The 21,098-nt window shown below is 61.7% G+C and carries 5 protein-coding genes; 1 reads left to right on the top strand and 4 read right to left on the bottom strand.

From position 1 onward, the window contains the following. The first annotated feature begins 22 nt into the window (after positions 1-22). Positions 23-1,957: a hypothetical protein gene (locus tag ACRRQW_RS04870; RefSeq protein ID WP_438480136.1), complete on the top strand. Its 1,935-nt coding sequence runs from the start codon at positions 23-25 to the stop codon at positions 1,955-1,957. Positions 1,958-1,965: 8 nt separating this feature from the next. On the opposite strand, the gene ACRRQW_RS04875 is transcribed toward ACRRQW_RS04870, so the two are convergent. From ACRRQW_RS04875 to ACRRQW_RS04890, 4 genes are all read right to left on the bottom strand, one after another. Further along, entirely contained in the window at positions 1,966-2,577 is a 612-nt protein-coding gene (locus ACRRQW_RS04875; protein WP_438480137.1) for a PEP-CTERM sorting domain-containing protein, read from the bottom strand. A gap of 62 nt (positions 2,578-2,639) precedes the next feature. Then, positions 2,640-3,656: a TIGR02597 family protein gene (locus ACRRQW_RS04880; protein ID WP_438480138.1), complete on the bottom strand. Its 1,017-nt coding sequence runs from the start codon at positions 3,654-3,656 to the stop codon at positions 2,640-2,642. Between the two features lie 201 nt (positions 3,657-3,857). Continuing rightward, positions 3,858-5,603 carry a putative Ig domain-containing protein gene (locus tag ACRRQW_RS04885; RefSeq protein ID WP_438480139.1) on the bottom strand — a complete coding sequence of 582 codons (1,746 nt, stop codon included), beginning with the start codon at positions 5,601-5,603 and terminating at the stop codon, positions 3,858-3,860. 37 nt (positions 5,604-5,640) lie between these two features. Beyond that, entirely contained in the window at positions 5,641-21,018 is a 15,378-nt protein-coding gene (locus ACRRQW_RS04890) for a beta strand repeat-containing protein (protein ID WP_438480140.1), read from the bottom strand. Between the last annotated feature and the right edge of the window lie 80 nt (positions 21,019-21,098).

Genomic DNA, 21,098 nt, shown 5'->3' on the forward strand with positions numbered 1-21,098 from the left:
GGAAATCATAGACTCAAACCCCATGGCCCAACTCGACCGCGCCCCAGTCGCTCAATTCAAAATTCCCCGCCTGCGGATCGTTTGGAAATCCTCGGTCGTGCCGGAGGCCCGGTGGTTTTTGGGACTGGTTGGTTTTTACCACAAAGAAACCCCGCGCCGCTGGTGGATCGTCTTCAGCACGCGCGGCACCCTCGCCTGGAGCGGCGGCACGTTAGTCGCCGGTTACTTTATCGGAGCCAGCGCGCTCTATTATCTTTGGGGCCGCAGCGCCTACAGCCAGCTCACCTACGCTGATCTGGTTTTGCCCACGCGCTGGTCAGAAGCCCGCCACAAGCGCGGCGACGCATTAATAGCCGACGGCATCCAAGAGTTACGTGATGGTCGAGGCGCGAGCGGCATCATGCTGCTCAGTCATGGCATCGTGCTTGCACCGCAAAACACCAGCGGCCGTGTGACCCTCGCGAGCATTTACGTGCGCATCGGTTTGATTCATCGCGCCCACCAACTGCTCGTGGAGGGCTTGGAATTCGGCCGACCAAGCAAGGGCTATCGCGACATGTTGTTTCGCGTGGCAAACTATTTGGAAGATTACGAAGAAGTGGCGCAACTGACGGAGCGTCTCTCCAAAAACGCCCCTCCTGACGAAGTCCGCTGGCTCAACGCGCAAAAAGCCGTCGCGCTGGAAAAACTCAAACGCTACGACGAACTCGACGCTCTCCATCAGAGCACAATCGCCGCGCCCCTGTTTGCCGTGGAATCCGCGTGGGCGCGCAGTCAGATCGAGCGTGGCAACGCCACGGTGGCGCTCGACCAGTTGAAGAAAGACCCCACACGGTTCGGACTTCCTGCCGACCGCTACGCGATGCAAGTGAACTTACAGGAAGCTGCCGGCGATTATGCAGCGGTCGCAGCATCAATTACTGAATGGGAGAAATCAGATCCCACCAATGCATCACCCAAACTCGAAAAAATATTGATGCACGCGCGTCGCGCCCAAACAAAGGCGTTTGCGAATAGCGTCGACAGTTACCTGCTGTTTTTTAACGCCGATCCCGGCCTGCTGGTCCAACTGTTCAAAAAACTCAGCGATCTAAACGATCCGCAATGGCTACGCATCGCTTGGAACGAAGCTCAAAACGCCGGCATCAAACGCATCGATCTGCGCATCCTTTACGTCCAGGGCCTCATCACGACCGGACAAACTGCCGACGCCGAAGTGGAGTTCGAAAAAACCAAAGTCGCACTAGCAGCGGCCAAACTTCCGATGGCGGACTGGATCAACGGAACCCATTTTGTGTTACAGGTCGTGAAGGGCGATTCACCGTCCAGCCGCGCTCAACTAATCGGTTTTGCGAACCAGCCCAGACTGAGCCCGGACGCCTATCGCTTCATGCTCCGCAGTCTCAAACGAGCAGGCCTTAATGACCTTAACAACGAGATCGCGACACTCGCCACCAACCGATTCCCCGCGTTCCGCAATGCGTATGCTCCGGAAAAATCCATCGTTCGTGAAGGTGATGAGTTCCGGATCGCGACGACTTCAGCGTCAGAAATCAAAACCGAATTCGCCGCCCAACTGGAGTTGCGCGCGTTGAAAGACGAGCTAAAGGCTAAACGCTGGGAAGATGCCCGCTCCCGCATTCGCAAACTTGAGCGAGCCAAAATCGATAAGATCACAACTGATCTTCGTTTAGCGCGCATCGAGCTCCATGGCGAGCTACGTGAACAAGCGGAGCTCGTTGCCGCAGCAAAACATTATCTCGCGAATACCCGGACGCCTGCTCCTGACATCTCCCGTCTCGCGCTGGCTTGGGCAGCGACCCCCGAGTTGCAAGAAAGCGCACTCACGCTGTCGCGAGCTACGGCCGAAGCTTTTCCGAAAGCAAACTGGGCCGTCCAGCTCCGTAAAAAATTAGAGGGCGACTTAACAGTCGCCCCCGTGGAAAACGAAAACTGAAAGCTAACTCAGGCCGCCAAACGAGCTTGACGACGGCGGTATGCAACCAGACCCAGTGCCATCGCGCCGAAAATCGCGGCGTAGGTGGAAGGCTCAGGAATTGCGGAAACTGATGTTGTCGCGGCCAAATTATCGAGAGTCATGCGAAATGCTGCAGAACCAATGCTGCCGCCGCCAAATGACACATAAGCGATATTCGTAGCATCAATTGTCCAAGCTACTGGAATATTAACCGTTGTCAGCGACCCGATGTTAAATGCGCTCATCGCAACACTCACAACTTGGGTCGTGAAATTTTCACCGTCAAAAGAGTCAAAAGATAATGCAAATGACGTTGCCACATTACCCACATCACGTTGCCCCACGACAGTGATTTGGTTAAAAGCAGATAGATTCAGAAATGATGCTGGGAAATACTCGAAACCGTTATCGTCTTTCGCAGTCCCACCGATGACAATAGTCGTTGCCCCTTGGGTAACTTGCCCAGCCCAACTACTGGAAGCATTAACAGTTCCTTCGCCGGAAGTCACACTGACGTTAAAATCATCAATTAAAAGAGTCTGCGCAAAAGCAGAGGCCGCGACACCTAAGAACAAGAGAGTGAAAGCTGTTTTTTTCATTTCGTTGGATTGAAGAAGATAAAAATTTAGTTTGAAAACAAAGTAACCATGGAAGGGTAAAATTAATTAAGTGTGTAAGGCAATGGTAGATTAATCAGGGAATCCGATGCCGCCGCAGAATTGAGGCGACGAATCATAACAGGTCTTCCGCTAATATTAACACCGTTAGAACTCAGCGTGGGAAACCCTTCACGTTGCCAACGGGCGTTGGTAGTATCATAGTAATAACTCTGCCAAGCAGCACCACTCCACACCTGAAGAGAATCTGCATTATTGATTGATGTTCCGGAAACCCAACCAAGTGCACGAGTTTGAAGGCTAAGTTGGCCCAATGTCTGGCTAACAGGAATACCTACACTCAAAAACGTATTCCCCGAGCGAGAGTGAAAATATTGGGGCGCTTTATCCGGCACACGTCCACTAACGTAAAGCTTCAGATCAGTTGCTGCTCGGCGAGTTATCATGAGACCGCGATCCGGCCGCAAAGCGATATTGTTGGTGCTGATCGTTGGAAAGCCACTGCGTTCCCATCGGGATCTCGTGGTATTATAATAGTAAGTCTGCCATGCGGCCCCACTCCAAACCTGAATATTATCAGCCGAGTTCGCGTCCACCCCACCTTGCAAGATTCCGGTAAACAATGTGCTCAAAGTATCCGCTAAAACCAACTCGTATGAATCTCCGGCAACCGGGCCCGATGCTGTTGTTAAATCAATACCGTCGTTATTAACAAAAACACGGGTTGTCGTATTTGAAGTGGCCGTGGCTACCGGCATTACGCGGCCTGTTGCAGCACCAGACGTAATTCGGAGGTAGTAGGGATTAGCGGCGGTCGATAATGCTCCCGCAGCCCATGAAGCATCGCTCACATCGATGTAATTTGCGCCAACTCCCGTGAGCTTACCTACCATTGCTCCGGTGCCAATTCGATCATGCAAAAGAGGCAACGCAACAGACCCAGTTTGTCCTGCGGATACAGAAATCGTCATCCCACCCACCGGGGGCGAGTAGGCCGTGTCGACGGCGAAGGTGAGCGTGGGGACGAGGACGAGTGCGAGCAGCGATTTCCTAAGTTTCATAGCGATGTGTGCGTAGAGGGCCCGTGACGTGAAGACAGGAGTAAATGTTAAAGCGGGAAGCAAGCCAGTATCAGGGCGAGTTTGTGAATTTTTCGCGACGATGAATCGAAAACGTTTGGGTCGTGAATCGAGCAATAGTCTCGTGCCGGCCGTCGACACGAGACGATTTACCGCCGGTAAGTAGAAATGCGTAGTTCGGCATCAGTTGCGGATCACGCGGAGACGGAAGAATGCGTTGGCATTGCCGGCGAGGGCCAGACGCGCGCGCCAGGTTTCGTTTCCGCCGGCCGAAGAAACCAGTTCATGCGTCACCCCACTGGCGCTCCAAGTCGTGAGATTGGTCGAGGCTTCCACGGCGTAGCTGAGGTCAGCGCGATCCGCCGGACGGGTGTAGGTGTAAACCCACTCCGTCGACGTGGTGGTCACTTCCGGCAAGCCGCTGGTGATGTTAACCTTCGGGTTGAGGCCGAGGGCGTATTTCACGAGATTGGAAAGGCCATCGACTCCGAACACCGCATTCGGACCGCTGACGGCAAGATTGCCGAGTTCGGTCGAGTTGAAGTTGGCCGCGCGCCATGCTTCGAGGCCGGCGGCGTTGACCACCAAGACCGCGATGTCGCTCGTGACGCTGCCGCCGACGTTCGTGACGGTGACCGTGTAGTCGCCAGCGTCGCCGGTCGCCAAGCCGGTAATCGTGTAAGACGAACTCGTGGCCAGGTTGATCGCGTTGCCGCCCTTCTTCCATTGGAAGGTCGGAGCCGGCGCGCCGGTCACCGCGACCGTGAAGGTCACGGCTTCGCCGGCATTCTTGGTCTGTGAAACCGGGTGCGTCGTGATCGTTGGCGCGGTCGGCGCGCTGATGACGATGCTCAACTGGAAGTTCGGGCCGGTGCCGGTGGCGTTGTTCGCGGTCACTGCGACCGAGGTCGTGCCGACCGCAGCCGGCGTGCCGGTGATTTGTTTGGTGCTCGAAGAATAACTCAAGCCGCTCGGCAAGGCGCCGACGTTGAAGCTCAGCGGCGAGTTCGTCGCCGTAAATTGATACGGCGTGATCGCCGCGCCCGCGTAACCCGTGAGCGTGGCGGCGCTGTTGATAACCGAGACCGGGCCGAGGGTGAGCGTGAGCGTGAAGTTCGCGCTCGTGCCGTTGCCGTTGGTGGCGGTGAGGGTCGTGGTGGAAACACCTGCGACGGTCGGCGTGCCACTGATAAGGCCGGACGTTGTGTTTAACGAAAGACCGACTGGCAGACCGTTGGTCGAGTAACTCGTGGGCGAATTGCTTGCGACGATTTGGTAGTTAAACGGCGTGTTCAAATCCGCCGAAACCGCGGCCGCGCTGGTGATCGCGGGAACCGGGCCCGAGGGTTCGATCGTAATCGAAAGCGTCACGGACGCGCCCGTGCCGGACGCATTGTTTGCGCTCAGCGAAACGGGATAAGTGCCCGCCGTGGTCGGCGTGCCGACAATTTGCGCGGAAGAACTATTGAAAGACAAACCGGCCGGCAACGCGCCGACGTTAAAGCTGGTCGGCGAGTTACTGGCCGTGACGATGCTGACAAACTCCGAACCCACCGCACCGAGCGCGGTGAGCGAACTCGTGATTTGCGGCGTGCCCAAGGCGGCGGCAATCGTCAGCGAGTAAGTGAAGTTGTTTACGTTGGCGCCTTCCGTGAGCGAAACGACACCCGCGAAAACCCCCGACTGGGTCGGCGTGCCGCTGAAGGTGCCGGAGGTGGCGTTGATCGAGAGGCCGTTGGGCAGATTCGTCGCGGCATACGTCGTGCCTGGAGCGGGCGTCGGCGTGAACGGAATGTTGTAAGGCGTGTAAGCGACACCCGCCTGGCCAGCGGGCAGCGTGACATCAGCCGCGTGCGCTGCCGTGGCGAGCACTGCGAAGCCGAGGATCAGCCAGAGGGTTTTGGTGAGGGAGTTAATCCGGGAAATCATGGGACGATTTGTTAAATGGTTTTTTAGTTTTCCAGGATTAGCCGCCGACTTGGATGCTCGGGGTGATCGTAATGGTCAGGGTCACCGGCTGGCCTTCGCCGTTGGTGTTGGTCGCGCTGATGATCACGCGGAACGTGCCCGAAACTGTCGGGGTGCCGCGAATCGCGCCCGTCGCCGGATTGATCGAGAGCATCGGCGGCAAGCCGGCGGCTCGATACGTGGTCGGTGTGAGCGTGGCGGTTACATCATAGACGAACGCGACACCCACCTTCCCGCTGGTGTCGCGCACACTCGTGACGACCGGAGTATTCGGCGCGGCGGCAATCGAGAGGCTGAGCGGCGCGAGCGTGCTGGCACCGGCTGAATTGGCGGCGCGGAGCAGGATTGCAACGGAGCCCGGCGCCGTCGGCGTGCCCGCGAGACGACCGGTGGCGGTGTTCACACTCAACCACGCCGGCGCATCCAACGCTTCGAACGCCGTCGGCACGTTAGTCGCGGTGATTTGGTAACTGAACGCCACGCCGACTTGCGCGGAGGCGTTGCTGGCGCTGTTCACTACCGGCGCGTTGGCGGCCGGACTGACGGTGATCGTCAACTCGCGCGGCGAACCGGTGCCGTTGGCGTTGATGCCAACGAGCGTCACCGTGTAAGTGCCCGCAGCCAACGGCGTGCCCTGGATAAATCCGGTCGAAGGATTGACCGCGAGGCCCGGCGGCAGATGAAGCGCATCAAGGAATACCGACGGCGGGAACGGTGCCGCCGGGACATTCGTCGCGGTGATTTGATACGAGAACGCGGCCCCAACCATCGACGGAGCCGAAGTCGCGCTCGTGATGACCGGCGTATTGTCCGCTGGAGCAATCGTAATGAGCAACGGTTGCGGCTGGCTCGTGCCCGCCGAATTCGTCGCGGTCACGACCACGGAATACGCACCCGGCGCGTCAGCGGGATTGCCGGAGATCACACCGGTGGCGGTGTTCAACGACACCCCCGCCGGCAAGACGCCTTGGACGGCGAAGCTCGTGGGCGTGTTGCTCGCGGTGATCGTGTAACTGAAGAGCGTGCCAACTTTGCCGTTGCTCGTCGGGGCGCTCGTGATCGCCGGTGCGGTAAGCGCGGCGGCGAAGTTAAACGACACCGCGGTGGGCTGGCCGAGGCCGGCGTTGTTGGCGGCGCGCAATTGCACCGTCACCACGCCCGCCACCGTCGGCGTGCCGCTAATCAAACCCGTGGTCGAGTTGATACTCAGACCCGCCGGCAGCTGATCGGCGGCGAACGAATTCGGACTTTCCGAGGCAGTCGTTTGATACGACAACGCTACGCCGACGCGCCCGCCGACGGCGGTCGAACTCGTGATCGACGGCGTCGCTGGCGGCGCGGCAATCGTAAGCGTCAACAATTTCGGTGCGCTGATGCCGTCACCGTTGGTGGCGGTCAACGTGATGTCCGCCGAGCCTTGCGCAGCCGGGATGCCGGAGATGACTCCGGTCGTCGCGCTGAGCGTGAGGCCGTCCGGCAACGTGGAGGAGGCATACGCGGTCGGGCTGTTCGTCGCAGTGATTTGATAGAGGAAGGACTGGCCGACTTGCGCGTTGGCGGTGCCGTTGCTCGTGATGGTCGGGACGTTCAGCGCGCGATCGATGTTGAAGAGCACTTCGAGTGCGGGGCCGCGACCGCCTGCGGTGTTCGAGGCGGCAAACCATACGCTGGTCTGGCCCGCCACGGTCGGCGTGCCGGTGACGGCACCGGTTGCGATGTTCAGCGACAATCCATTCGGCAATGTCCCGAGGACGACGGCGTAGGACTCCGCGGCGTTGGTCGCGGTGTTCGTGAACGTGAATGGCGAGGCCACGCGACCCTGGGCGACCGGCGCGCTGCTGAGCACCGGCGCGAGCGCGGACGAGTTGACCGTGATCGTCAGCGTCGCGCTGGAAGAGCCGCTGGCATTGGTCGCGGTGACCGTCACCGCGGAGATGCCCGGTTCAACCGGCGTGCCGCTGATCGCACCGGTCGAAGCCGTGAGCGAGAGGCCCGTCGGCAAACCAACCGCCGCGAAGGTCGTCGCCGCCGGCGACGTCGTGAGCGTGAAGTTAAATGCCGTGCCGACTGTCGCGATCACCGAGCTGTTGCTCGTGAAGAGCGGCGCGGTGAGCGCGGGGTTGAACGTAAACGTGAGCACGACCGTCGTGCTGCCGTCGGCGTTCGTGGCGCGAATGGCTACTTGGAACGTGCCGGTTTGCGTGGTCGTGCCGGTGATTTCGCCGGTGGTCGCGTTGAGCGTCAGGCCGGAAGGCAGGACGGACGGCGAACCGTTGGGCAGATTAACCAGTGCGTAGTTCGTGTTACCCGCGCCGAAGGCCGGCGTGTAACTAAACGCGCCGCCGGCGGTGCCGCTCGGCGTTGTGGATCCCGTGAAGACCGGCGCGTTGAGCGGCGGAGCAATTTGGATCGTGAGCGCGCGGGCATTCGAGCCGGTCGCATTTTGCGCGGTGACCGTGACGGAATAATATCCCGCCGCCGTCGGCGTGCCACTGATCGTAGCGCCGCTCAACGTCAGGCCCGGAGGCAAATTGGTCGCGAAGAACGCCGTCGGGCTGTTGCTTGCGGTGATCGTGAAGCTAAACGCCACTCCGACTCGACCGTCGACTGAAGCGGCACCTCCGATGATCGGCGGCGGCGCTTGCACCGTGAGTTGCAGCACTTCGCTGTCGCTGCCGGTGACATTGCTCGCGCCGAGCGTGATATTTGTGGTGCCGATTTGCGTCGGCGTGCCGCTGATAATTCCGGTCGTGGCATTCAGCACGAGGCCGTTGGGCAACGGTGCGGCGGTGAATGTCGCTGTCGTTTGGTTCGTGCCGATCTGATAACTGAACGGCGCATTCGCGACGGTCGAGGCAACCAGCGGGCTCGTGATGACTGGAGCGATCGGGTTGACCGTGAGTTGCACCGCGTTGCTGGTGACTGAGCCACCCGCGTTGGTGAGCACGACGGACACGAGACCGGCGTCGGCCGGTTGCACGTTGGTGAGCGTGACGGAAGAACTCGTGGCGCCGGCAATGTTCACACCCTTCAAGCGCCATTGATAAGTCGGAGCCGGGGTGCCGGTGGCCGTGACGCTGAAAGTCGCGGAACCGCCGACGAGCGCGGTTTGCGGCGTGGGCTGCGCGGTGATGGCGATCCCGACGTTGAGCGTGAGCGTGACCGACGAACTGACAGCGCTGCCAAATGCGTTGGTCGCGGTCAGTTGATACACGCCCGCGTTGCCGGCGGTGGCGGAAGGAATCACGAGGATCGGCGAATTCGGCGCACCGACGAGCGGCGCGGAATCTTTCGTCCACGTGTAAGTCACGGGAGTTGGCGAATTCGAGACCGCGAATTTGAGGATCGTCGCCGTGCCCGTTGAAGCAGTGAAGTTACCCGGGCTGGCGATCACGGGCGCGCCAGCTGTGATCACCGTGCCGAAGTTGCCTGCACCGACGATTTCGCCGCCGAAGAGCGTCGTGTCGTTGATCGGGTCGAACGAGCCAGTGAAGCGACCGATCCAGTTCATGCCATCAGTCGAAGTGTAATACGTGTGACCCGAGCCGGTGGCGATGAAGGTGCCGTTGATGAAGTTGACGCTGCTCAACGCGCCCACTGAAGGCTGGATCGAAGTCCACGTGACCGCGTCGCTCGAGTAGGCCACGCGGCCTGCCACGCCGACGGCGACATAAACCCCGTTGCCGAACGTGACGTCGTTCAGCTGCGGATTGCCCGCGAGCACGATGCGCGTCCAGGTGATCGCATCCGGCGAAGTGAGGATGTTGCCACCGACACCGACCGCGAGGTGCAGGCCATTCGCGAAGGTAACCTTGCGTAGATTGGTGGTCACCGGCGACGTGCGTTGGGTCCACACGAAAGGCAACGCATCTGGCGCAGTGTAGATGCGACCGAAGTCGCCCACCGCGACCCATTGCGAGCCGGTGTAGCGAACGCCCAGCAAGCTCGTGGTGCCGATGGTCGAACTCGCCGACTGGAGCGCCCACGTGGCCCCATCGGTCGAAACCGTGATATTACCGGCGTTGCCCACGGCGACGAATTTGCCGGAGGCATAGGTGACATCGCTCAGCGCGACACCCGTGCCGGAAACGCGATCCGTCCACGTAGCGCGATCGGTCGAACTGATGATCGCACCCGCATTGCCGACCGCGACTACGGCTGAACCGGAAGCGGCGACCGAGAGCATGTTAATCGTCTGACGCGGGCCGATCATCGACGATGTCCACGTGATTGAATCTGTGGAGGTCAGCATGATTTTGCCGTTGTTGCCGGCCTGGCCGACAATCACGTAGCGGCCGTTGCCGTAGCTCGCGTTCTGGAGATTGCTCTGGTTGCCGCCTGCGCTGCGAGCCGTCCACGTGACACCATCCGGCGAAGTAAGAATCGTGCCGAGCGCACCGCACGCGATGAACTGGTTGTTCACGAAGCTGATTCCGGTGAAGAAATTCGTCGTGCCCGAAACCGCCGGCGCCCACGATGTGCCGTTGGTCGAGGTCACGATCACGCCACCATCGCCCACCGCCACGAGGCGGCCGGCACCGTAGGTCAGGTTACGCAACGTCGGCGCACCTGTGGCCGAAGCCGTCCACGTGACCCCATCGGGGCTGGAGAAGACGTCGCCATTGTTGCCGCTGACGGCGAAGAATTTATTCAACACATAGGTGGCGCCGAATAATGTATCGGTGCGGCCATTGCCGAGCGAGCCGACGGCCCACGTGATGCCATCGGTCGAGGTGGCGGTGACCCCACCGCTGCCCACGGCCACGAGACGACCGTTGCCCGAAGTCATGTCTTGAAGCGAAGTCACCGCGCCGTTGATGCCGGTCGTGCGCGGAGTCCAGATGACGCCATCGGTCGAAGTGAAGATGCCGTTGAGGCTGCCCATCGCCACGTAGGTGCCGTTGACGTATTGGAAGTTGAAGAGGTTATTCGCGGCCGGGAGCGGACGATTCGTCCAGCTCGCGCCATCCGTGGAAGCGAGGAGCGTCCCGCGCAGGCCGCCGACGAGGAATTGGCCGTTGAGGAACGTGACTCGCGTGAGGCCGTTGCCAGTCAGGGTCGGGTTGCGCCAACGCCAGCCGCCTTCCGGTGAAACATAAATCGGCTCCGCCGGGCTCGTCGTGGTGCCGATAGAATTCGTCGCGCGCACCGCGTAAGCACCCGCGTGTTGCGGCTGCCAATCCGGGAGATAATAAGTCGAAGCGGTCTGGCCGGGGATGTCCGCGCCATTGAACTGCCATTGATACGAGATTGGCAACGTGCCCGCGCTCGGGACCGCCGTGAGCAACGCGCTGGTGCCAGCCGGCATCACCTGGCCGAAGGTGCCTTGGATGTTGCCGCTCGCGTTGAAGGCCGGTGCCGAAGGCACGACCGTCACGACGGCGGCATTCGAAGTCACCGTGCCGAACGCAGAGGTGATCGTCACCGTATAGCTGCCCGAAGCGGCCGGGATGCTGAGCGAGGGGCCATTCTGGCCCGTGATCGCGACGCCATCTTTGAACCATTGATAGCTGAGCGCGCCCGAACCGCTCGCCGTGACCGAGAGAAACAGCGTGCCGTTTTCCGGCGCCGAACCGGTCAGCGGTTGCGCCGTGATGCTCGGCGGCGAATTTACGACGAGCGTGATGGACGCAGAACCGCCGCCAAAATTATTCAGCGAAGACACACTGTAGCTGCCCGCGTCAGCCGACGTCGCGCTGGCGATTCGGTAAACATAGGAAGTCTCGCCCGCGATCGGCGTGCCGGCCTTCGACCATTGATAGGCGACCGGAATCGGCGTTTCCGAAGAGAGCGCGTTCAACACGACCGGTGAACCGGCGTTGACGGTCACGGTGCGACCTAGCGGGCGGGTCACGGTGCCGGCGGTCATGATCGTGCCGAAGTTGCCGACGCCGATCACACTGCCCGTTCCGTGCGCCGTCACATCGAGCAACAAATCGAAAGCCCCGCTGACCCGGCCGGTCCACGTGATGCCATCGGCGGAAGTGAAGTAACCGTTGATGCCGGCGGTGGCGATGAACTGGCTCTGTGCAAACGTGATGCCGTTCATGCCCGCGGTGGAAAGACTGGTCGGTGCGCTCCAAGTCACCGCATCCGTCGAGGTGACGACGACGCCGCCCTGGCCAACAGCGACATATTTGCCGTTACCATAAGCCACATCGAGGAGGAGCAGGCCGGTGCCGGAAGTGCGCACCGTCCACGTCGCGCCGAGATCGCTCGACGTCGTGATAACCCCGCCTGCGCCGACGGCCACGTAACGCCCCGCACCCGCGACGACCTTGCGGAGCGCTTGCGTGGTGTTGGTCGTGCGCGAAATCCAGACGAAGGGCTGCGCATCGGGAGCCGTGTAGATGCGACCACCGTTGCCGGTGACGATCCATTGGTTATCGGCGAAGCGCACGCCGTTGAGGCCATTGGTGCCGATGACAGAGTCGGTGGCCTGTTTGCTCCAGGTGGTGCCATCGACCGTGCCCACGGTGACATTTCCATTCGCGCCGACGGCGACGTATTTGCCGTTGCCGAACGCGACGTCGGTGAACTGATCCGTCGAGCCGGACGCGCGCTGGATCCACGTCGTGAGATCCGACGTAGAGACAATGGCGCCGCCATTACCGACCGCGACGGCGGTGGAGCCGTTGTTGGACGCGACGCCATTTAGGTGCGTGCCTTGATAAGGTCCGGTGATCGACGAAGTCCACGTGACGCCGTCGGTCGAGGTGAGCAAGGTGCGGCCGGTATTGCCGGCCTGGCCGACGATGACGTAACGACCGTTGCCGAACGCGGCACTCTGAAGATTGCTTTGATTGCCGCCGGAGTTACGCACGGTCCAGGTCACGCCTGTTGGCGAAGTCACGATCGTGCCCAACGCGCCCGTGGCGATGAACTGGTTGTTCACGTAGTTGATGCCGATGAGTTGGTTCGTCGTGCCCGAACTGCGCGCCGTCCACGTGATGCCATCTGAGGTGGTGTGGATCGCACCGTTGTCGCCGACCGCGACCCCGAGGCCGGTGGCGCTTGGATCGGAGGCGAAACTGTTGAGGCCGGCGGGCGTGGTGCCTTCCTGCGTCCACGTGATGCCATCGGCGGACACATAAACTTTATTGCCGCTGCTGATCGCGATGAAGTCTCCGTCGAAATGCAAACCGGCGAGCTGCTCCGTGTTACCCGCCCCGAGCGAGCCGGTGGTCCAGTTAAGGCCGTTGGTGGAAGTGCTGATGACGCCACCGGTGCCGGTCGCGACGAACTTGCCGTTGCCGAACGCGACTTCCTGCAACTGGCTCGGTGCACCGTGAAGGCCGGTGCTGCCGGGTTGCCAGTTGATGCCGTCGGTGGAAGTGAAGACCGCGTTGAGACTGCCGATCATCACGTAGAGGCCGTTGCCGTAAGCGACGCTGAGCAAGTTGTTGTTCGCGGCGACCGGGCGCTGCGTCCAAGTCAAACCATCCGCCGAAGTCAGCAACGTGCCGCGAATGCCGCCGGCGATGAACTGACCATTGACGAACTTGACGCGCGTGAGGCCGTTGCCCGTAGGCAGCGGGCTGCGCCATTTCCAACCGGCTTCAGTCGCGACGTGGTAGAGGTCCGCCGGGCTGGTGCCGGAGCCGAGGGAATTGGTGATCGTGACCGCGTAGGCACCCGCATTCGCCGGTTGCCAGTTGTTGATCATCAGCGTGCGCCCGGTGGCACCGGAGATCGGTGCGCCGTTGAAATGCCATTGGTAAGTCATCGGCTCCGAGCCGGAGAGCGGCGCGGCCGTCAGGTAATCGCTGGTGCCGACGCCAAGAATGCGGCCGAAGTTGCTGAAGGTATTGTTCGCCGCGTAGAACACCGGCGCGGAGGGCGTCACGGTAATGACCGCCGCGGACGACGTGGTGGACTGGCCGCCCGAAGTGACGACCACGGTGTAGGAACCCGCATTGGCCGGCGTGACGCGATCGAAGGTAAGTGAATTCGTGGTGGCACCAGTCACGGCGACGCCGTCGCGGAACCATTGATAAGTAAACGGGCCAGCACCGCTCACCGTCACCGAAAGCGCCTGCACGCTGCCGTCGGCGTAGTTGGCGGAAACCGGTTGAGCGGTGATGAGCGGAACATAAGGCACCTCTGCAACGGCGTAGCCGGCCGGAAGCGGCGCGGACGCACTGGCGACGGTGCCAAAGGCGTAGAGTTTATTATTCGCGACGATCAACTGCGCGTCGGCCCGCGGCACATCGGCGAGGCTGAAGCCCGGGGCGAATGCCGTGTCGAACGTGGCGTCGGCCTTCAAGCGGAAGAGCCCGCTGGTCGCCGTGCCGTTGAAGCTGGTGAAACGACCCGCCACATAAAGACGTCCGGAGGAATCCGTCGTGAGCGCGCTCACATAAGGCGTCGCATAGATCGAAGTCGTGGCGATGCCCGTGCCGGTAAACGTGGTGTCGAGTGAACCATTCGCGTTGAGGCGCACGAGGCCACGCGGCACACCTGCGAGCGTGAAGCGACCGCCAACGTAAACCTTGCCGTCCGCCATCTGCACGGCGGTGCGCACCAGATCGGCCGCGCTGTAAGTCGTAATCGGAAACTGGGTGGTGGTCCCGGTAACCGGGTCGGTGATATTCGTCGTATTGCCTACTGACGGCGTGATCGTGCCGAAGGACGGCGCGACAAAGGACGTGTCTTCCGTGCCGTTCGCGTTGAGGCGGAGCAGGCGGAGATTGCCATCCACCGCGGAGACCACCACGAGCGCGCGTCCATCCGGGAGAACTTGTGCGACGTTCAGACCGCCAGTGCGAATCATCGTGACGGCATTGGGTGCGGTCGCGTGATTGGCGGGATTGCGCTCGACGCTGGCGAACGACGTCAGGGCCGGCGTGTAAGTGGTATCGCGCGTGCCGTTGACGTTGAGACGCAGAAGCGAGTCCCCTGCTCCACCGTTCAAGGCGACCACAGCCGCGACCGTGCCTTGCGCGAGCATCAGCTTGCCATCGGCTCCAGCGAACGGTGACGCCGTGATGAGGTTGTAACCGGCAGGCAACACCGCGGAGAAGGTCGCGTCTTCCGAGCCGTTCGCATTCAAGCGACGCACCGCAGAGTAAAGCGTGCCGGCGGTGGAGGTCGGCAAACCCGAGATCACATACGTCTGATCGCCGGCCGCGGCCGCGACACCCGCGAACGGGCCGTGGCGGAAATTTTCCGGGCTACCGGAAGGAGCGGCGGCTTGCGCGGCAGCCAGCGTGCCGGGAGCGTTGAAATGCGCGACACCGGGCAACACCGTTGCTCCGTAGCGATTGAAACCGCCACCAAGCCACACCGAACCGTCGCTGACCACCCGACCACTCGCCGGATAAGCGAGGCGACCGAAGCCACCCGTTTGGAAAGTATAATCCGGCAAGCCGTCCTCATCGAATTTCATGACGCCGTTGCCCCAAATCGGCAGCAGCGGAGTGACCGAGACGCCGTTGATCCCGGACTGATCCGGCACGTAGTAATCACCACTCGCACCGCGCGAGATCCAGAAGGATTCACGTTGGTAGGTGTAACTGGCGAAGGAATTGTCTTTGGAACCGTCGGCGTTGAGTCGCACGAGGCGCGTGCTCACAAGCACAAGTTTGTCGCTCGGTAACACCACCACATGGCGCGCACGCGCGCTCACGGCCGCGTTGAAGCCGAGTTGGCTGCGCAGCGGTTGCACGAACGTCGTGTCGAACGAGCCGTCCGTGTTGAAACGGATCGCCTGGATCGGATCACCGCCACTGCCCCGCGCCGTGTAGCTAAACTCACCCACGAAAACCGCGCGGCCATCGCTCTGGAAATCCACGCCGCGCGCCTGCACGCTGCTGAACCCGGCGGGCAACGACGCGGCATAAGCCGTGTCGAGCGTGCCGTCGACATTGAGCCGCGCGACATTCGTGCGCGCCGTGCCGTTCACGGCCGAAAACGCCCCGGCCAGATAAACGCGATTGGCGCCATCCACCATCGGCGCACCGAAGAGCAGCGCGTTGCCGCCCAAAGTCGCGGCGGCAAATCCGGCGTCGACGGAGCCGTCGGCGTTGAGACGAAGAATACTGGAAGCGGTCGCGATCGAACCCGCCGGACTGGAGGCGGACAAATTATCCGTGGCGGCGACGACGATCTTGCCGTCGTTTTGGCGCGTGATGAAACGAATCGAGCGCGCGAAGTTCGGCGCGTTGAACGTGGAATCGACGACGCCGGTCGCGCTCACGCGAATCACGGTTTGCGTATCGCCCAAGGAGACGGCGAGCACGAGCTTGCCGTCCGGTTGACGCGCCATGTGCATCACGCGGCGATAAATCGGATCGAGGCGGAACGTGGCATCGTAGTTGCCCGTGGCTTCGTCGAAACGCGCGAGCGCGCCCGCGAAACGACCGCCCACCATGTCGGGAGTGCGATCCAGCGTCGTCCACGGCACATAAATCTTCCCTGCGCCGTCGGCGAACGTGCGGCCCGGCGCCGTTTCCACGGTGTAGTCGTTAAATTCCTGCCAGAGCACGTTGTCGGGCGTGAGCACTTGCAACGCGGCGGCGGCGCTCGTGACGGAGCCCAGCGAGTTCGTGACCACGACCGAGTAATTCGTCGCGTCGGCCGACGTGAGGTTGTTCAACCAAAGATCCGCCGTCACGGCGTTCGGGATGTCCGCGCCGTTTTTCTTCCACTGATAACTGAGGGGCTCACCACCGCTCGCGGTGACGCGGAAGAGCACCTTGCCACCGGCGACGGCCTTGCGACCGAAGGGTTGATCGAGAATTTGCACCGCGGCGCCGCCGGTGATCGTGATGACCGCTGCGTTGCTGGTGACGGATACGCCCGTCGGGCCCGTGACCGTCACGGTGAAGGAAGCATTCGCATCCAAATTCAAGCTGGTGGTGGCGAGCACGGAATTGGTTTCGCCCTCCATGATTACGCCGTTGCGATACCATTGGTAGGTGAACGGACCGGTGCCGTTGACTCGCACCGTGAGGAAGCCGGGGCTGCCGTAAGCGGCGGTGAAGCCGACAGGTTGCACCGCGATGGTCGGCGTCACCGGCGCACCGCGGAAACGAAGATAACCGACGGGCACGCCGTCGTTCGCGCTCATCACTTGGTTGTGCGCGTAAACACTGCCGTCATCGGAGATAAAAAGACGCAGGCCGGCACCGAAGCCGGTGCTCACGCCGTGCAAGGCGAAGCTCGTATCGAGCGTGCCGGTCGCACTGAGGCGCGCGACATAAGGCGTCGGCGTGCCGGTGAAATCACCGACGACGATCAGCTTGCCGTCTTCCTGCGGCAGCACGTAGCCCACCGGCGCATCGATCACGGACGCGGCATTGAAAGAAGTATCGACCACACCATTCGCGGAAATAATCGCGACGCGACTCGCGGCGATTCCGTTGTAAGTAGCAAACGTGCCCGCAATCACCATCCGCCCATCGGGCAGACCGGCGACATAGTTCACTGAACCGCCACCCGGGCCCGTGCCCGGCGTAAACGACGGATCGAACGAACCGTCCGCCAACATGCGGAAGAATCCACTGGTCGCCACGCCATCGTAACTGGTCAGACCACTGGCCACGATCATACGCCCGTCGGGTTGCTCGTAAACGAAACCGAAACCGGCGGTGGCCGGGAGACCGGTTTTGAGATTGAACGTGGTATCGCGCGAACCGTTGGACAGAATGCGGAACATGCGCGCGATGGCCGAACCGTTGTAAGTGAGCGTTGTGCCGCCGCCATAAATCAGGGTGCGGCCGCCGCTGATCGCGGTGATCGGCGGAAACACGACGTTCGGGCCCGAGCCGGGTGCGAACGTGGCGTCGAACGTGCCGTCCGAATTGATGCGGGCGAGACGCGTGGCGGTGTTGCCATTGTAGCCGGAGAGATCGCCGACCGCGAGGAACTTGCCGTCGCTTTGGCGCACCGCGCGATAAATACCGAACGTGGAAAGTCCGTTGAGATTGAAACCGGAACCGACCGGGAACGAAGCGTCGACCGAGCCGTTGTCATTCACCCGCAGCGCCTGACCGACCTGGCCGGCGACGCCGTTCGCGGTGTCGATCGAACCAAACACCACCGACTGACCGCCGGGCAACGCATACGCGCTGCCGGTATAAGCCGGACGATAAAGCAACGGCGCCGGCGACGCTGCGAGCGTGCCGTCGGCCGCGATCACGCCGACGCAGGTGCGGCGCTGGTTAAACAACGACTGGAATCCGCCGATGAACGCGGTCGAACCATTCGCCTGCGGGAACACAAACAACGTGCGCGCCGCCGTCGACGTGGCAAAACTGGTCGAGCCTCCGACTGCGGTAAAATACTGATCGACTGTGCCGGTGGTCGTGAGACGCACGATGCCGTGGGACGGCTGGCCATTGGTCATCGTAAATGCACCCGCGAGAATCGCGCGGCCATCTGCGAGCGCGGCGACGCCGAGGACGTTGCCGTTGTTCGAGGCGGGCACGAACGCGGTGTTGAGCGAGCCGTCGGCGTTGAGTTTGCCCGCGCGATTGCGGTTCACGCCAGCGAGTTGGGTAAACGTGCCGCCAAGCAAATAGCCGCCACCCGTCACGGGGACGATGGAGAACACCTGGGCGTTGGCATTGGTGCCGATGCCGCCTGCGAAAGCCGTATCAAGCGCGCCCGTCGAGCTGACGCGCGCGACGCCATTGCGCGCGCTGCCATTGACGGTCGTGAACAAGCCCGCGAACACCACCGAGCCGGACGCCTCGGAAATAATCGCGTTCAGGCGATTCGAGTTGGTGACGATGTCGACGTTGAAAGAAGTGTCGTGGCTGCCGTCGAGATTGAGGCGGCGCAGCACATTCGTGCCGCTCGTGACGATCTGGCCGTTGATGAATGTGCTTTGGCGACCGACGAGAAGCTTGCCATCGGCCTGCACGGCCAACGCGGTGACGGCGGCTTTCGGAGGATTATCGTCCGGCTGCCACGCGAGATCATGGGAACCATCCGGCTTCAAACGGAAGAGGCCCGGGGAACCGTGATAACCGACGGACGTAAACTCGCCGCCAACATAAATGCTGCCATCGCTGGCGCGCGCGATTGCGTAAACGAAACCGTTGATCACCGGCGGCACGAAGCCGGTATCCAGCGAGAAGTCGGCGTTCAAACGCGCAAGGAACGAGCGCGGCGTAGTGTCCCAACGCGAGAATTCGCCACCGACCATCCATTTCCCATCCGGCAACGCGATCGCTGAAAAAATTCGCGTGCTGATCGTCAGCGGAGTTGGCGCAAATGACGTGTCGACGCCGAGGATGCCCGGATATGCCGTCGGTGCGACGGACAAGACGGTCGGATTCGAAACAAAAATATCCGAGCCGACCGTGACGACCACATCGTAGCGATCCGCATCGACGCGCTTAGCGGCGGGAATCGTGTAGGTCGCACCGGTCGCGCCGCCGAGCGGAATGCCGTTGCGGCGCCATTGGAACGTGGTGCCGGCAGGATTCGCGACGGTCACGGAAAAGACGGCATCGGTGCCGCTCGTAACGGTGAGATTTTGCGGCTGGACGGTGATCGGCGTCGCGACCGCCGCCGCGATGCGATTGAGCGGCGTGGTTTCGCCCCCGTCGGTGAAAAATAATTTCCGAATGTCCGTGGAAAGTTGCGCCACGGTCGGCGGCTGCAGGTGCGAGAGGCCCCACTGGCCGTTCGTGTCGGTCAACGCCGTCGCGGAGAATGCGCCCGTGGAAGCATTCCACGTGTAAGTGCCGGTTTCCATGCCAGGACCGCCGTCGCCGAGTTCCGGTTCGCCGTCGTCTGCGAGGTAGTAGCGACCGTTCGCGAGAAACACTGCGACGGTCTTCACCACGCCATCACCATCGTCGACCGCCCAAGCGCCGGTGAGCGTGCCGGCCACTTGAGTTACGCGGGTGAGGACAAAAGGCCCCTCGCCCGCCGGAGTGAGCGTGAGCGTATTGCCGGAAACGCTGATCGTGGAACCGGCCGTGCCGTTGAGATCGGAAAGGCCGATGTCACCATTGGTGTCCTGCTTCGTGACAACGCCGAATGCGCCCGTGGCGGCATTCCACGTGTAGTTGCCGCGTTCGAAACCATTCGCGCCGCCATCGGCAATCTGCGAAGGGGTCGCAGTCTGGATATGGAAATAGGTGCCGTCCGGCAGGAAAGTTAACAGCGCGGCGCCCACCGACGTGGTGTCACCCGCCGTCCACGTGCCGACGATGGAAGTCTGCGCGGGCGCGACGGGGGCCGGGTGGTAGTTGGCGAGGTAGCCCGCCGGGAAATCGATCACGTAACCCTCGGTCGCGCCGTTGTGTTGACCGGAACCGAACACCAGCGTGCCATCGGCGGAAATGCCAAACACCGCGCCGAAATCCCAACCGGTGACATTCGCGCCGGCGAGCGCCGCAGCGGCAGATTTGAGGTGAAACCAACCGTGCGCGTTACGGAAATACGGGGATTGCGACGTCGAGGTGGTTTCGTTGCTGCCGAATGAGACGACGACCACCGCGCCATCCGCAGTCATGCCGCCGACATTGGTCGGGCCCCACGCAGCGTTGGGCGAACCGAGTTCGGTCAGCGCGCCACTCGTGGCGTTGTGCAAATAAACCGCGCCCGCCGGATAAAGTGTGCTGTTGCCGGCCACGAGGGAGAGGTTGCCGTCAGGCGAAAGCGCGAGGGGCGAATTCCAAGTGCCGCCCGTGAGCTTCGGAATCGCGGAAATGCCAGTGCCCTGAACAAAACGAAACGCGTTGTTACCGGCAGCCGCGTGCTGGCCTTGGGTCGTCGCATACACGTAGCTGTTGCCGACAATGACATTACCATTGGCCGAAATGCCCCGCGCCGCCGGGAAGCTCTCGTTGTCACCCGCGTTCAGAAACGGCAGCACCGTCGCCGTCGGACCTGTCGCGGTAAACCGAACCGCCCGATACTCTGGCAAGGCGGGATTGAATTTGAAACCCACCAACACCGAACCGTCGCTCGAGATACCCGCCGCGGCACTGTAGTCGCTAAAACCGCCGACTCCCCCGAAATTCAAATTGCTCAGATCCGCGCTGGTCACGCGCACCGCCTGACGCAACGCCGCGGTGTTGGTGCGCGAGCGGCTCGCGAGGTAAGCGCCATCCGGCGTGATGGCCGAGGCGGTGACAAAATTTGTTGCGGTCGTGTTGGTCACGACATTCGGAATCGCGGCGATGCCGGTCGTGGATTTCCACAAGAACGCCGTGTCGGCAGTGGTCGAGCCGCTGTTGGCGCTCGATCCACCCACGGCGTGGATCACTCCGGAGACACGCGTGGCGTCGCGCACTTCACTGTAGGCAATGCCACCAGGCAGATCGCCCACGCCGTAAACTTGGGCGACAGCGGGAGCCGTGGCCAGGTGAACCAATCCTAAAATACAGGCAACAAATAGGCAGTCTTTTTTCATGGTCTCGCGAGGTGAGAAAATCGTTTTCAATTTAGCACGGAGGCCCCTGCCGTTTCCCGGGAAAATATTCAGCAATGCGC

It is taken from the genome of Oleiharenicola lentus (assembly GCF_051660365.1).
GTDB lineage: Bacteria > Verrucomicrobiota > Verrucomicrobiia > Opitutales > Opitutaceae > Lacunisphaera > Lacunisphaera lenta_A.